This is a genomic window from Pseudomonas sp. WS 5532 (assembly GCF_012985445.1).
Taxonomy (GTDB): domain Bacteria; phylum Pseudomonadota; class Gammaproteobacteria; order Pseudomonadales; family Pseudomonadaceae; genus Aquipseudomonas; species Aquipseudomonas edaphica.
In genome coordinates, this window is record NZ_JAAQWK010000012.1 from 1 (window position 1) to 13,825 (window position 13,825).

9 protein-coding genes, 2 rRNA genes and 2 pseudogenes are annotated in these 13,825 nt (G+C 58.6%); 5 read left to right on the forward strand and 8 right to left on the reverse strand.

The window, feature by feature from the left end:
* Positions 1 to 2: 2 nt before the first annotated feature.
* A 5S ribosomal RNA gene (rrf, locus tag HBO23_RS20075) occupies positions 3 to 118 on the forward strand.
* Positions 119 to 227: 109 nt separating this feature from the next.
* Positions 228 to 343: ribosomal RNA gene (rrf, locus tag HBO23_RS20080) — 5S ribosomal RNA — on the forward strand.
* Positions 344 to 524: 181 nt separating this feature from the next.
* Here rrf (HBO23_RS20080) and HBO23_RS20085 read toward each other — a convergent pair.
* Positions 525 to 707, reverse strand: a pseudogene (locus tag HBO23_RS20085) (hypothetical protein); the annotation flags it as partial.
* A 136-nt stretch (positions 708 to 843) separates the two neighbouring features.
* Positions 844 to 1,505, reverse strand: a pseudogene (locus HBO23_RS20090) (FecR domain-containing protein); the annotation flags it as partial.
* Between the two features lie 385 nt (positions 1,506 to 1,890).
* Between HBO23_RS20090 and HBO23_RS20095 the strand changes: the two are divergent.
* Entirely contained in the window at positions 1,891 to 3,771 is a 1,881-nt protein-coding gene (locus tag HBO23_RS20095; protein ID WP_017134438.1) for a methyl-accepting chemotaxis protein, read from the forward strand.
* A gap of 38 nt (positions 3,772 to 3,809) precedes the next feature.
* On the opposite strand, the gene HBO23_RS20100 is transcribed toward HBO23_RS20095, so the two are convergent.
* The 5 genes from HBO23_RS20100 to HBO23_RS20120 all read right to left on the reverse strand — a co-directional run bounded on the left by HBO23_RS20100 (position 3,810) and on the right by HBO23_RS20120 (position 10,442).
* On the reverse strand, positions 3,810 to 4,268 hold the full coding sequence (locus HBO23_RS20100) for an SRPBCC family protein (RefSeq protein WP_170039330.1): 459 nt from the start codon (positions 4,266 to 4,268) through the stop codon (positions 3,810 to 3,812).
* Between the two features lie 11 nt (positions 4,269 to 4,279).
* Positions 4,280 to 7,654, reverse strand: a complete 3,375-nt coding sequence (locus tag HBO23_RS20105; RefSeq protein ID WP_170039332.1) for an amino acid adenylation domain-containing protein — start codon at positions 7,652 to 7,654, stop codon at positions 4,280 to 4,282.
* On the reverse strand, positions 7,642 to 8,598 hold the full coding sequence (locus HBO23_RS20110) for a diiron oxygenase (RefSeq protein ID WP_170039334.1): 957 nt from the start codon (positions 8,596 to 8,598) through the stop codon (positions 7,642 to 7,644). Before HBO23_RS20110 ends, HBO23_RS20105 begins: the two co-directional genes overlap by 13 nt.
* Entirely contained in the window at positions 8,595 to 9,353 is a 759-nt protein-coding gene (locus HBO23_RS20115) for a DUF3050 domain-containing protein (protein WP_017134434.1), read from the reverse strand. The genes HBO23_RS20110 and HBO23_RS20115 overlap by 4 nt, the downstream gene beginning before the upstream one ends.
* Positions 9,354 to 9,731: 378 nt before the next feature.
* A complete protein-coding gene (locus HBO23_RS20120; RefSeq protein ID WP_017134433.1) occupies positions 9,732 to 10,442 on the reverse strand; it encodes a GntR family transcriptional regulator in 711 nt (236 codons plus the stop codon).
* A gap of 249 nt (positions 10,443 to 10,691) precedes the next feature.
* Here HBO23_RS20120 and lapG point away from each other — a divergent pair, with 249 nt between their 5' ends.
* Positions 10,692 to 11,384: a cysteine protease LapG gene (gene lapG / locus HBO23_RS20125; protein WP_017134432.1), complete on the forward strand. Its 693-nt coding sequence runs from the start codon at positions 10,692 to 10,694 to the stop codon at positions 11,382 to 11,384.
* Positions 11,385 to 11,398: 14 nt separating this feature from the next.
* Positions 11,399 to 13,345: a cyclic di-GMP receptor LapD gene (gene lapD, locus HBO23_RS20130; RefSeq protein WP_170039336.1), complete on the forward strand. Its 1,947-nt coding sequence runs from the start codon at positions 11,399 to 11,401 to the stop codon at positions 13,343 to 13,345.
* 140 nt (positions 13,346 to 13,485) lie between these two features.
* Here lapD and HBO23_RS20135 read toward each other — a convergent pair whose 3' ends face one another.
* Positions 13,486 to 13,824 (reverse strand): hypothetical protein, encoded by a 339-nt coding sequence (locus HBO23_RS20135; RefSeq protein WP_017134430.1) that lies wholly within the window; start codon positions 13,822 to 13,824, stop codon positions 13,486 to 13,488.
* Between the last annotated feature and the right edge of the window lies 1 nt (position 13,825).

Consider the following 13,825-nt stretch of genomic DNA (forward strand, 5'->3'; position numbering starts at 1 on the left):
TTCTTGACGACCATAGAGCATTGGAACCACCTGATCCCATCCCGAACTCAGTAGTGAAACGATGCATCGCCGATGGTAGTGTGGGGTTTCCCCATGTGAGAGTAGGTCATCGTCAAGATTAAATTCCGAAACCCCTGATTGCTAACGCAATCAGGGGTTTTGTTTATGTAGAAGTCCATGAATTTCACCGGCACGTTGCAAGCGCAACGGGCTGGTACACAGAATTTCTTGACGACCATAGAGCATTGGAACCACCTGATCCCATCCCGAACTCAGCAGTGAAACGATGCATCGCCGATGGTAGTGTGGGGTTTCCCCATGTGAGAGTAGGTCATCGTCAAGATTAAATTCCAAAACCCCTGTCTGCTAACGCAGACAGGGGTTTTGTCGTTTAGGGGGGATGATAATGCCCCGGCTGCAGATCGCCCACATATACGTCTGGGCCGGACAAAGGCAACCTGACGACACCCACAAAAAAGCCGGCACCAGGAATCAGGCGCCGGCTTGTTAGAAGCTTTAACGGATCAGAACTGATAGCTGACCGTCGCACTGACATTACGCTCTTCACCCAGATAGCAAAAGTTCAGGCTGGCACAGGACGCCACATAACTCTCATTGGTCAGGTTGTTGGCATTGAGCCTTACATCCACACCCTTCAAGCCCACTTTGCCCAAGTCGTATCCTCCTGAAGCGTCAAACAACGTATGGTAGGAGGAGTCTGGTGAGTCGTTGAGAAAGCGCACAGTCATGATCAAGGTCCGTAGAGGCCGGTCAAGGCAGATAAAGAGGCTTACTGTCTAAGCCGGACTCACGGAAAAAAGCCGCCAACAAAAGCTGAAAAAGTCAGGCCTGGCGTTCCAGGCTCACCCACCAACGTGTGCGATAGCGCACTTGAACTGGCAGTGTTTGCGCAACGATCGCCAGCAACTTGTCGGTGTCGTCCAAACGGAAAACCCCTGATAGCCGCAAGTCGCCGATATCCGCCGCACAGCCCAGGTAACCCTGACGGTAGCGCTCCACTTCCGACACCAAGTCAGCCAGGCGCATGTCTCGCGTCACAATCAGCCCATCGGCCGTCTGCGGTGAATGGATGGCCACATTGCCGCTGACCACGCCTTGCTGTCTTGGCGCACGGTAAAACGCCCATCGATGCCTTCGAGCAAGCCGTGGCGAGTGTGTACCAGCAAAGGTGCTGACGATAGCGAACCGCAGGTCACCTGGATTTCCCCGCGCACCAATGTGATCAGGCGCTGTTGCGGATTGAAGGTGAGGTACACCGTACTGTCGGAGTTGAGTTGCAGGCGTGTGCCGTCCGGTAATTGCACGCTGCGCCGCTCGCCGGTGGCGGTTGCGAAATCGGAGGTCCAGCGCTGCCAGCCGGTCATGCCCCGGCTTATCCACGCCGCGCACCCCACCAACACCACACTCGACAACACCTTCAGTGCCCGTCGTCGGCCCAAGCCTTGTGCGACGTTTTCCAGTGCCGCATGCGCCCCAGGAATCGCCGCCCTTGCCCAAGCGACTGCGCAGACAAGTGTTGAGCCAGTTGTGGTGGGTGCTGCAAAGCGTGTGTACAACCCTTTCGCGCGCAATGTAGTCAGTAGAGGGCACTCACACAGGCCTGGCCAAGTGTCACAAATGACAATTAGTCGCATTGTCGCGAGGGCAGAAAAAATTTGCAGCGCCGAACCCTGAGCGTCTACCGCTGGTCGGTTTCCTACTCAAAATCAGGATGCTTCTCACAAATCTCTAAGATTTCTCCTGAAGTGGCCGAAAGCCTGACGAGCCATGCGTGCACCGAAATAGAGCGGCCGAAGAGTCCGCCTATCCCGTTACATGGAATGTTCCACTCGGCACGCTCACCCCCCTTTGGCAAAAGAAGTCGATGAAATGAATCTCAAGTTCAGTCATAAAATTCTACTGGCCGCGTCAGGCGTCGTGGTTCTGGCCTTCGCGCTATTTACCCTCTACAACGATTACCTGCAGCGCAGCACCATCAAACAAAACCTTGAGTCGTCCATTCAACAATCGGGCGAACTCACGGCCAGCAGCGTGCAGAACTGGCTCAGTGGCCGCATCCTGGTCCTCGAAAGCCTGGCGCAAAACGTTGCTCACCAGGGCAGCGGTGCTGACCTGCCAGGGCTGGTCGACCAGCCCGCGCTCACCTCGAACTTCCAGTTCACCTATGTCGGCCAAACCAACGGCGTATTTACGCAGCGCCCTGACGCCAAGATGCCCGACGATTACGACCCTCGTCAGCGCCCTTGGTACAAGCAGGCGGTCGCGGCCGATAAAACCATGCTCACTCCGCCTTATATGGCGGCGGTTGGCGGGCAAATCGTGACCATCGCCCTGCCGGTCAAAAAGAACGGCGAGCTGCTCGGCGTAGTCGGCGGTGACCTGAGTCTGCAAACCCTGGTGAAGATCATCAATTCGGTGGACTTCGGGGGTATTGGCCATGCGTTCCTGGTCAGCGCCGATGGCCAGGTCATCGTCAGTCCTGACCAGGACCAGGTGATGAAGAACCTCAAGGATATCTACCCTGGCACCAGCCTGCGTATCGAGAAGGTCAGCCAGGACGTTGTACTCAACGGCCAGGACCGTATTCTGTCATTTACCCCGATCAGCGGTTTGCCGGGCGCGGATTGGTACATCGGCCTGTCGATCGACAAAGACAAAGCCTACGCACCACTGAGTAAATTCCGTACATCGGCACTGATCGCCATGTTGATCGCCGTGGTGGCGATCGCCGTGCTGCTCAGCCTGCTGATTCAAGTGCTGTTGCGCCCGCTGACCACTATGGGCGTGGCCATGCAGGACATCGCCCAGGGCGAAGGCGATTTGACCCGCCGCCTGGACGTGACCAGCAAAGATGAGTTCGGCGAAGTGGGCAGTGCGTTCAACCAGTTCGTCGAGCGCATCCATGCCTCGATTTCCGAAGTGTCTTCGGCTACGCGTCAGGTGCACGACCTGTCGCAGCGCGTCATGGCGTCCTCCAACGCTTCGATCATCGGCTCGGACGAGCAAAGCGCGCGCACCAACAGCGTGGCAGCCGCCATCAACGAACTGGGCGCCGCCACCCAGGAAATCGCCCGCAACGCAGCCGATGCATCGCAACATGCCAGCGGTGCCAGCGAGCAAGCAGATGACGGGCGCAAGGTGGTGGAGCAAACCATCCTGGCCATGTCGGAACTGTCGCAAAAGATCAGCTTGTCCTGTACGCAGATCGAAACCCTCAACGCCAGCACCGATAACATTGGGCACATCCTGGATGTGATCAAAGGCATCTCTCAGCAAACCAACTTGCTGGCGCTCAACGCGGCGATCGAGGCTGCGCGTGCCGGTGAAGCCGGGCGCGGATTTGCCGTGGTTGCCGATGAAGTGCGCAACCTGGCGCACCGTACCCAGGAATCGGCCGAAGAGATCCACAAGATGATCACTTCGCTGCAAGTGGGCTCGCGTGAAGCCGTGACCACCATGAACGCCAGCCAGGTCTCCAGCGAAGAAAGCGTTGAAGTGGCCAACCAGGCGGGTGAGCGCCTGGTCAGCGTGACGCAGCGAATCGTCGAGATCGATGGCATGAACCAATCGGTTGCGGCGGCTACCGAAGAGCAGACCGCAGTGGTTGAAACCCTCAACGTTGATATCAACCAGATCAATCTGTTGAACCAGCAAGGTGTCGTCAACCTCAACGAAACGCTCAAGGACTGCGATGCGTTGTCGCAGCAGGCCAGTCGATTGAAGCAACTGGTCGACAGCTTCAAGATCTGACCCGGCTTGGCAGGAGCGAGGCCTCTCGCTCCTGCTGATCAGTCGAACATCCGGCGCACATTCTCCAAGGCGCTGTCGGCAAAAGCCTGCGCAAACTGCTCGAACTCCGCCTGCGGTATATCAACCGGTTCGCCAATCAGCGTCCAGGTCGCCCTGGCGTGTTTGGCGCCAAGTGCTTCCACACGCATGGCGGCCCATAGCCGCGCGACCCCCAAGGTGTTGTAGAGGGTGGTCCACGTCATGCACATCGCTTCGTCGTCACGGCTGTTGAGTTGCTCAACGACGCGATGCCCATCATGGAAAAATTTGGTGCGTAATGCGCCTACGCCGGTTCCCGTCATTTCGATGTGCGACAGGGCAGGAATGAAGGCATCAAAGCCTGCAAAATTTCCCACCACACTCCACAGGCTTGCGGCATCGCACGCGACGTCAACACACGCTATCAGCGGCGCGCCATTCGGGTTACGGATCAATGTATCGGGTTGCAGCGGTTCCATAAGGAGTCCTGTCAAAGAAAGCCAATGGCCTTGAGGTGGTCGCAGCCTTTGCGCAACAGCGCAGGGTCCTTTCGCGGGTACTGTTCGCCCATCGCTGCCACACCCTGGCGTGCGTTGTCGTGACAAATCATCGAGACGTCGCTGATATCTTCCGCGAGGTCATCCAGGTAAAAACCCAGTACGCCAAACAGCGCGTTATCAGGCCCCACCGTTGGCAGCATCTTTTGCCACTGCGCGACGCTCACCCGTTCGAAAAGATGGCCGGCCTGGCTGAATGCATCCAGGTAATGGTCCCAGCTCAAAGGCTGCGGGTTATGCAGGTTGAAGACGTTTCGCCGTGCCGCGAATTGACTGCAGTGAAACGCGACGAAACGTGCGAGAAAGTCCACCGGCATCAAGTCAAAATTCACTTCCAGGCTGGGCGCGAAGCCCAACTGCAGCGACCCCTTGAGCATCAGCATCAGGCGGTTGTTTTGCGGCTGGCAAACACCGTTGTGGCTGTTGAACGCAATATTCCCCGGTCGATGAATATTCACCCAGGCACCTTGTTCGACCGCACGCCCCAGCAGCCGCTCGGCAACCCACTTGGAAAGGTTGTAGCCATTCTTGAGGTAGAGCGGCAACGTGGCCACGGCCGGTGCTTCGAGGATGTGACCCTGAGCGTCGATGCTGCTGCAGGCTGACAGCGTCGAGATGAAGTTGAAGACTTTCTTGCTGTGGGTTTCACACAGGCGCAGGCACTCAAGCACGGGTTCGACGTTATCCCGGGCGAGTGAGGCATAGTCCAGCACATGGTTGACCCTGGCGGCGTTGTGCACCAACACACCATGGTTTCGGGCGAGGTGGTCATAGACATCGCAGGCCAGGCCCAGACGAGGCTGGCTCATGTCAGCGGCATAAACCTGCACACGGCTCAGGTCCAGATGCTCCAGGTGGTACTCGCGCAGTGCCTGTGCAAACCGCGCTGGCGCCGAGTGCCCCGGGCGTTCACGCACCAGGCATGCCACCTCCTGTGCTCCACCCGCCAACAACGCTTCGACCAGATGCACACCCACGAAGCTGTTTGCACCCGTGACGATCACCTTGCGCGGATCCCCAGCGGACCGCTCTGGCAGGATTTCTACATTCAGCGCCTGGCATGCGTCCTTTTCCATCTGGCATGACGGTGTGTAAGACGGTGCGGCGTCTTCCATCAGCAAGGCAAGCGAACGAATCGTCGGTGCTTCAAAAAAACGGTTCAAAGAAAGGCTGCGGCCAAACTGTTCGCGCAATCGCAGCAGCAAGGTCGACAGCAAGATGGAATGGCCGCCCAGATTGAAAAAACTCTCATCAATGCAAAGATCAACGCCAGGCACGCCCAACAACTCGCTCCACAGGGTCACCAGTTGCGTTTGCAGCGGCGTTTGCGCCGAGGCGCGGGCGGTGCGTGGCGTCGCGTGCCCGAGCACCGTCAGCAACGCCTGGCGGTCAATTTTGCCATTGCCGGTGCAGGGCATGCCCGGCAGCTCTGTCCAGCGCTCGGGTTGCATGTAAGCCGGCAACCACTGCTCTGCATGCTGCTTCAGATCCGTCACCGTTGCGTCGGCCTCGGGCTGGGCGGCAAAAGCTAAAACCCGTCGGTCACGGTCGATCACCACCGCCACTTGGCGAAATAGCCGACTGCTGCGCAGGCACTGTTCGATCTCCTGGGGTTCGACGCGAAAGCCCCGGATTTTCACCTGATCGTCCCGTCGTCCGCCCAGCTCTATACCGTCCGCCGTCCATTTGGCCCGGTCACCGCTGCGGTAGGCCCTCAGCGCTTGGCCGCCCGGCAACGTAAGCTCAACGAACGGGTTGCCCCCGGGCGGCGGCGCGGTCACATACCCCAGCCCTACGCCAGGGCCTGTGATGTAAAGGTCGCCCATGACCTGCTCATCCACCGGTTGCAGCGCGTCATCGAGGATCAGCACCTGGCTGTTGGCAATGGGGCGCCCCACGTTGCGATTGCTGTCACCGGGGCGCAACGTCCGGTGGCTGACCAGCACCGTGGTCTCGGTAGGGCCGTAGAGGTTGTGCAACCGGCACTGGCCCGCCAGCCGTTCGATCACATAGGGCTCGCAGGCATCGCCGCCGGTCAACAGATGGGTCAGGCCCAGGGGCTCTTCCAACGGTAGGATGCTCAGTAGCGCCGGCGGCAAAAAACCATGGCTGATGCGCTGTTGGCGAATCAACTCGACCAGTTGCTGAGGGTCGCGCCGCTGCTCTTCGCTTGGGACGATCAACTCGGCACCGGCGATCAGGGCCGGGAAGATATCGATCAGTGATGAGTCGAAACTCAGTGGCGAAAACTGCAGGACACGGCTGTGTTCATCCAACGCCAGGCTGGCGCCGGTCCAGCTGGTGAAATGCGCAAGATTGCCCTGGCTCAGTAGTACGCCTTTGGGCTGGCCGGTGGTGCCCGAGGTGAACAGCACCATGCACGGAGCGTCGATGTCGGGGCGGCGTTGTATCAATGGCTGCGTGATGTCGGCGTGGTTGGAGTCAATATTGCCGACACTCAGTGTCGTGAACTGCTCGCGCAAAGGGTGTCGGCCGTCATCCAGCAATACCTTGGCGCCGCTGTGTTCCAGCATGGCCTGCTGGCGTTGCGGCGGATGATCCGGAGCCAGTGGCAGATACACCGCGCCGCAACCGAGTACTGCGAGAATACTGGCATACAACTCGACGGACTTTTCCAGGCACACGCCAACCACCGGCGTCTCAACGCCTTCCAGTAGAGGGTGCAGGCGTTGCTGGATCGACAAGGCGCGAAGCTGCAATTGGCGGTAGGTCAGCACGCTACCCGCGATGTTCAGCGCCGGGCGCTCGGCGAAGGCGTGCAGACCGGCCTGCAATCGCTCGATCATCGGCACCTGGGCAGCCAGCAACAATGCTGGCTGGTCGGTGCGATTGAACCGGTGCATAAACGCAAGGGCGTCCAGTCCGTGCAAGCTTTGCTCAGGCCAGAGGTTAATGGTGCTGCTGGCGGCAAAAAAGCCCGCATCCCTCGAGAAGCCGCTGACCAGCGAGGTGGCCCACTCCACGAGTGAGCTTGTCGCCTGCCGGCGCAATCGCTGGCCGTTGCCGCTGGGCTCCTCGGCAACGTTATGTACCGCCAGCACGCGTTGGTCACGGTCATAGCAGCGTAACTGCAGTGAGGGCAGGCCGCCTTCGTACACCGGGCCGATACCCAACCGCAGGCTTAACCATCGGGTTGCGGCACAGTATGCGAGCGGCGCTTGAGTGCCGTCCTCGATAAACAGGTCGAAGGCTTGTGTCACGCTGGCGTGTCCGTATTCTTCGAGCACTTGCTTCAGCGCAATCAGGGCGTGGCTGGTGCCGGCCCATCCGATACTCAGACGTCGCATGTCTGCCTCCCCGACTCGGGCAGGTAGTCGCTCAACGCGCGGGCGACGCTTGGCGTGTGCAGCACGCCGCTGTTATGCAGGAACCCCATGATATTGCCGAGCAGCGGGTGCTGGCGGGTGATGGGAAAGTGCAGGGCCGTGACTTCGTCGCGTAGTGCCTGGCGGATGTCGGTGCCTACGTCCAGGTGCTCGACAAGCTGAAGGTCGAAGCCTTTGTGCAGCGTGTTGGTCAGGTAGTGGGTCAAGAAGGTCGGCAGGACTGCGGCGATGCTGTCGCGGTCTGCCGGGCTAGCCGCCTGCCAGTAGAGACGCACCAGCTGCGTCCAGAACTGGGCGTGACGCCCCTCGTCAAACAAGTGGTCGGCCATCAAGCCGCGAATCGAAGGTTTGACGCTATCGTCCTTGGCAAACGCCGCTACATCGTGGGTGACGGTGTTCTCGGCGATGGCCACGCCAATCAACGCTACAGCGTCGTGCAGGTGTTGCGGGGCAAGCGCCTGGGCGGCCGGCAAGGCCCGGCTCAGTTCGATTTGCGTGGGCAGCTCGAGCGGTTGTATGCCGGTCAGTTCAATGGTCTGTTGCAGGAAGTCCAACGCGACCAGCGCGTGGTAATCCTCATCGACCACGACCGTCATCGCATCAATGCGACAGGCAAGGGGGAAGGGCAGTGCGAAGCGATTCTTGGCAATGCTGCGGGCGGTCTTGTCGACGATCTCGGTTTCGAAGATCACCACGTCATTAATGAATTTGTAGAAACTTTGCGTCAACACGAAGTCGCGCCACTGCGGGCAATGCTCGACAAAAGTTGCGTTTAGCACCAAGGGTTGGCGGCAGAGCGGAAAGATCAAGCGATCGTCGTTTTCCAGCAGGCGCCGGGGGCGCGTGCGGATGGTGGCGCGACGTTCCCAATCTTCGGCAAACGAGCGGTAGTCTGCGGTGTTCATGGTCGCACCTCGTGTAGGGAGGCATGCACGTCGTCCCAGAAACCGAGGCGGTTTTCTATGGCGCTGATGGCGGTTTCATCCGCTTCGCGTTGGCGTTTGGGGTCGGCACCGATCAAGCGCTGGAGTAACTGCTCTGCGCCTGGGCCATGATCCTCGGTGTCCAGTTCGATGTGACGGCTGAGGTAGTGACAGAACAGCGGTGCCTGACGCGCCATGAAGGCGTCGCCCTGCAGAATACGTTCGAACATCGATGGGATGACGCTCTCGCGGCCGTGCAGGAACGTCGCTGCCACACAGTGGGCGGGCGCGTTCAGCGCGATCTGCAAGGTGCTGCTGACGAAGCGCGTTACGCCAGGGCGTACATTGACCCTTTGCATCGCAGCATCTGCCTGGACGCCTTGGCGCTGCAGTTCAATGAAGCGTTGGATGGCTGAGGTATCTGCGCCGGTCTCGGTCATCGCCTCCAGATATAGCTCGAAGTGGCTGCAGTGGCCACGCGTTGGATGTTCGTCTGACTCTTCGCCAAGCACTATTTCATTGATCAGCCGTGCGCTCTGCGGGTCAACGGGTGGCAGCCACGGCAATTGCATGCATGTCAGATCCTGCTGCAGGCGTTTAGCCAAGCTCATGAAGTCCCAAACAGCAAATACATGCTGCTCCATAAAAATTTGTAACTTGTTAAGTGAAGTTATTTCTGCAAATAACGGATGGCTGCATAGCTGTAGTTTTTTTTGTTCAAGCAAATGTTGATGCATGGTTGACGCCTATAAGTTGTTGCGACTGCTCTGGAAACAGTAATGGGGTTTTGTAATGAAAAGCGGATGGCCTGCGTTTAGGCAAGCCACGCGTACAGCGCTAACCTGACATAGGTTGGCACTGCCGAATGAAGTGTTCTTTTATGGGTGAAAGATAATAATCCGATTAAACGTTTGGATAAACTGATGAAAGTATTAAATGTTTTTGCGGGAAGCAACTAGTCGTGATCAAGTAGTGTGCAAGTGTGTGAGAAGTTTCTTTAACAAGCGTGGGCTTATTTGAATGTTAATCTCAGCGTGGCGCATAAACATGGGGCACTTCCTGAGAGGATAGATACCCCATAGCGTTAACGTGGCAAGAAAGGGCGGTGTAGACCCTTACTGTGAAGTTTTTTTTGCGGTGCCCTCAAGGCTATCGAGGTAGGTATTGATCACTTCCATGCCGCGCATCAGGTGATTGCGTAGCGTCAGGATGCTTTCGTCGACTTTCTTGTGCACCACCAGGTTCAGCAATTCACGGTGATCTTCCTGGGATGTCTCGCCCAGGCCCATCGCTTCGAGGTTGAAGCGCAGAAAGCGTTCCTCCTCATTCAAGCCGTGCGCAACCAGATTGAGCAACCGCTGGTTGGGCGCCTTGCCATACAACGCCATGTGGAACAGCCGATTGAGCCGGCCAATCTCGGCATAGTCACGCTCTTGTTCCAACGCATTGATGCAGGCTTCAGCCTCGGCAATGTCTGCGTCGGTGAGCAACGGAATTGACAGGCGCAGCGCTTCGGATTCCAGCAACATGCGCAGGGCATAGGTCTCGGCCGAATTGTCTTGGATCAACGGCGCAACCACAGCACCTTTGTGGGTTACCACATGGAGCAAGGACTGGGCTTCCAGCTGGCGCAAGGCTTCGCGCACGGGCATGCGGCTGACGCCGAACAGGCTGGCCAATTCTTGCTGGCGCATCGCGGTACCACAGGGCAACCTGCCGTCGAGAATGGCATTGCGCAACGTTTCTTCAATAACGGCGCGTGCAAGATGGGCGGGAATAGGCCCGCTGATTTTGATGCTGCTTAATGGGTTCGGCTTCTGCGTCACGGTTACGCTATCCTCCCTTCTTGAATGGAGTGTGTTTAATTGGATCCAAAGCACACTAGAGATGGGTCGCGCGCTTGTCAAACAGCCAAAGTTTCAGTTTGTAAGGGCTTACAGGCGGAACTTTGTGAGTCCCACAAACGGTGTTTATAAACTCGAACCCCTCATGAATGATTGCACTGTGCCATTGTTTTTTGTTGATCGAAGCTTCACCATCCCTGAAATTCCGTCTCCCTTCACGGACTGAACGCCTTGGCGGTAAGTTTTATTCCCTCTCGAATAGTCGGCTGGCTACTTTCAGCGACTTTGCTCGCTGGCCTGATGCCCGGCGGGCTGCATGCCGATTGGGATTTCTCGCAGATCAGCCGCAAAGCCACGGCTCTGTACGGGCCGCTCGGCGAGGGCCAACAGCGCATCGACGCCTGGCAGCGCCTGTTGGCGACTGAAAAGAAGGTCGATGAACAGGAGCAGCTCAAGGTCGTCAACCTGTTCTTCAACAAGCAAATGAGCTACGTAGAAGACATCGACCTCTGGCACGTGGTCGACTATTGGGAAACCCCCATCGAAGCGCTGTGGAAGGGTGCAGGAGATTGCGAGGACTACGCAATCGCCAAGTATTTCAGCCTGCGCCACCTGGGCGTCTCCAGCGACAAATTGCGCATTACTTACGTTAAGGCTTTGCGTCAGAATCGCGCGCACATGGTGCTGACGTATTACCCGACGCCCGATGCCATCCCGCTGGTGCTCGACAGCCTGATGGATGAGATCCTGCCGGCCACCCGCCGTACCGACCTGGTGCCGGTGTACTCATTCAACGCCGAGGGCTTGTACCTGCCCGGCGCCAAGGGCAACAAGAAAGTCGGTGATACCAAACGCTTGTCGCGTTGGCAGGATGTGTTGAAAAAAATGCGTGCGGAAGGCTTCCCGGCCGAGCCTGCCAACTAGGAGTAACTGATCGGATGTCACTGTTCAAACAACTATTGATCGCAATCTGTCTGTTCCTGGTGGTCGCCTTCAGCGGCAGCTTCATGGTCAGCCTGGAAAGCTCGCGCACCCAATACGTCAACCAATTGCGCTCCCATGCACAGGACGCGGCTACTGCGCTGGCATTGTCGCTGACGCCCAATATCGACGACCCGGCGATGGTGGAGTTGCTGGTCAGCTCGATTTTCGACAGTGGCTATTACGCCAGCATCCGCGTGGTGGATTTAGCCACCGACAAAACCATCGTCGAACGCAGCGGCATCCCGGACAACAACGGCGTGCCCAACTGGTTCGTCAAGCTGATCGGCCTTGAACCGGCCGGCGGCGATGCACTGGTCAACCGCGGCTGGGAGCAGGCGGCGCGCGTGGAGGTGGTCAGCCACCCGATGTTCGCCCTGGCCAAGCTCTGGCAAAGCGCCCTGGGCAGCCTGGGCTGGTTGCTGCTGTGCGGCGCGGTGAGTGCGGTGCTCGGTGCATTGCTGCTTCGTCGGCAGTTGAAGCCGCTGGACTACATGGTCAAACAGTCCCACGCCATCGCCCGCCGCGAGTTTCTCAGCCTGCCGGATCTGCCCCGCACGCCGGAACTGCGGCGCGTAGTGCAGGCCATGAACCAGATGGTCGAGAAACTCAAGGCGCTGTTCCAGGAGCAGGCCGAGCGCAGTGAAAAATTGCGCATTGAATCCTATCAAGACAACCTGACCGGCCTCGCCAACCGGCGTTATTTCGAGATGCAGCTCAACGCCCGCGTCAGTAACCCGGAAGACACCAACTCCGGTTACCTGCTGCTGCTACGAGTCAAGGACCTGGCCGGCCTTAACCAACGCCTGGGTGGCCAGCGCACCGACCAGTTGCTGCAAGCGGTTGGCGAACAATTGTTGCGCCAGTGTGAGCCTTACCCGGAAACCCACAACCTCGTCACCCGTATTCGTGGTGGTGAGTTCGCGGTGCTGGCGCCCGGGCTGGTGCGTGAAGAAGCGCTGCAATTGGCACAAAACCTTGAAAGCACCCTGCTCAGCCTGCAGGCCACCAGTGCCAGTGACGTCACGCCGGTGGCCTACATTGGCCTTGCGCCATTCAACCACGGTGATTCGCCCCAGGCATTGCTGACCCTGGCTGACCAGGCTCTGGCCCAGGCCGAAGGGCAGGGCGACAGCAGTTGGGTGTGCCTGGACCACAGCGCCGCCGCCAGTGTCGGTGACGATCACCATGCCTGGCACACGCTGTTGGACCAGGCCCTTACCCACCAGCGTTTTGAGCTGTACTTCCAGCCGGTTGTCGCCAGCCAGGACCCGCAATTGGTGCTGCACTACAAAGTGCTGTCGCGTTTGCAGGATGACGACGGCCACACCATCCCGGCCGGGCGTTTCCTGCCGTGGCTTGAGCGTTTCGGCTGGACTGCACGCCTGGACCGACTGATGCTCGAACACGTGCTCAAGCAGATGGCCAGCCATACGCACAGCCTGGCGCTGAACCTCTCGGCGGCCACCTTGCAGGACGCCCAGGCGTTGAACCGGATTGTCGAGTTGCTGCGCCAGCACAGCAACCTCGGCCCGCGCTTGACCCTGGAGATCGGCGAAGAACAATTACCCGAGCAGGCTCTGCTGGAGCAGTTGACCCAGCGCCTGCGCGAGTTGGGCTTCTCCCTCAGTCTGCAGCGTTTTGGTGGGCGCTTCAGCATGATCGGCAACCTGGCACGCCTGGGCCTGGCGTACCTGAAGATCGACGGCAGCTACATCCGCGCCATCGACCAGGAAAGCGACAAACGCCTGTTTATCGAAGCGATCCAGCGCGCGGCCCACAGCATCGACTTGCCGTTGATTGCCGAGCGCGTGGAGACCGAAGGTGAATTGAAGGTGATTCGCGAGATGGGGATTTTCGGTGTGCAGGGGCAGTTGATTGGTGAGCCTGCGTCCTGGAAGTGATGCAAATCCAATGTGTGTGCGGGCTTGTGTGGGAGTTGGCTTGCCTGCGATAGCATCACTTCGGTGTATCAGGCAAACCGAGGTGATGCTATCGCAGGCAAGCCAGCTCCCACATTTCGATCCGGTTCGACTTTAAGAAATTAGATCAACCCAGTCTCTTCATCATTGATCAGATGGCTCAACCCACCCAGCGCTTCCCGTGCATGGTTACGGTCCATCAGCTTGGCCTGGGCCGCCGGGGGCAGGTCGGTGACGCTGATCACGCCCTTGCGGGTCAGTACCTGAATCAAGTCGTCCAGTACCCGGATCATCTCCATGTCACTTTGTTTGAGCTGGGCCAGGCTGGTTTCCACCACTTCGTTGGCGTACCAGGCCTGGATCTCATGGTGATCGGCCGGCAGGGTTTCGGTCGAATCGGCAAAGGCGGCGGCCTCCACGCGACTCAGCACTCCCTGTGCATCACGTTGCACGTAAAACATA

Excerpts from the sequence above, each read along its gene's own strand:
- HBO23_RS20110 (WP_170039334.1), bottom strand. The coding sequence starts at position 8,598 with ATGAACACCGCAGACTACCGCTCGTTTGCCGAAGATTGGGAACGTCGC.
- HBO23_RS20105 (WP_170039332.1), bottom strand. The coding sequence starts at position 7,654 with ATGCGACGTCTGAGTATCGGATGGGCCGGCACCAGCCACGCCCTGATT.
- HBO23_RS20095 (WP_017134438.1), top strand. The coding sequence starts at position 1,891 with ATGAATCTCAAGTTCAGTCATAAAATTCTACTGGCCGCGTCAGGCGTC.
- HBO23_RS20115 (WP_017134434.1), bottom strand. The coding sequence starts at position 9,353 with ATGCATCAACATTTGCTTGAACAAAAAAAACTACAGCTATGCAGCCAT.
- HBO23_RS20100 (WP_170039330.1), bottom strand. The coding sequence starts at position 4,268 with ATGGAACCGCTGCAACCCGATACATTGATCCGTAACCCGAATGGCGCG.
- lapD (WP_170039336.1), top strand. The coding sequence starts at position 11,399 with ATGTCACTGTTCAAACAACTATTGATCGCAATCTGTCTGTTCCTGGTG.
- HBO23_RS20135 (WP_017134430.1), bottom strand. The coding sequence starts at position 13,824 with ATGTTTTACGTGCAACGTGATGCACAGGGAGTGCTGAGTCGCGTGGAG.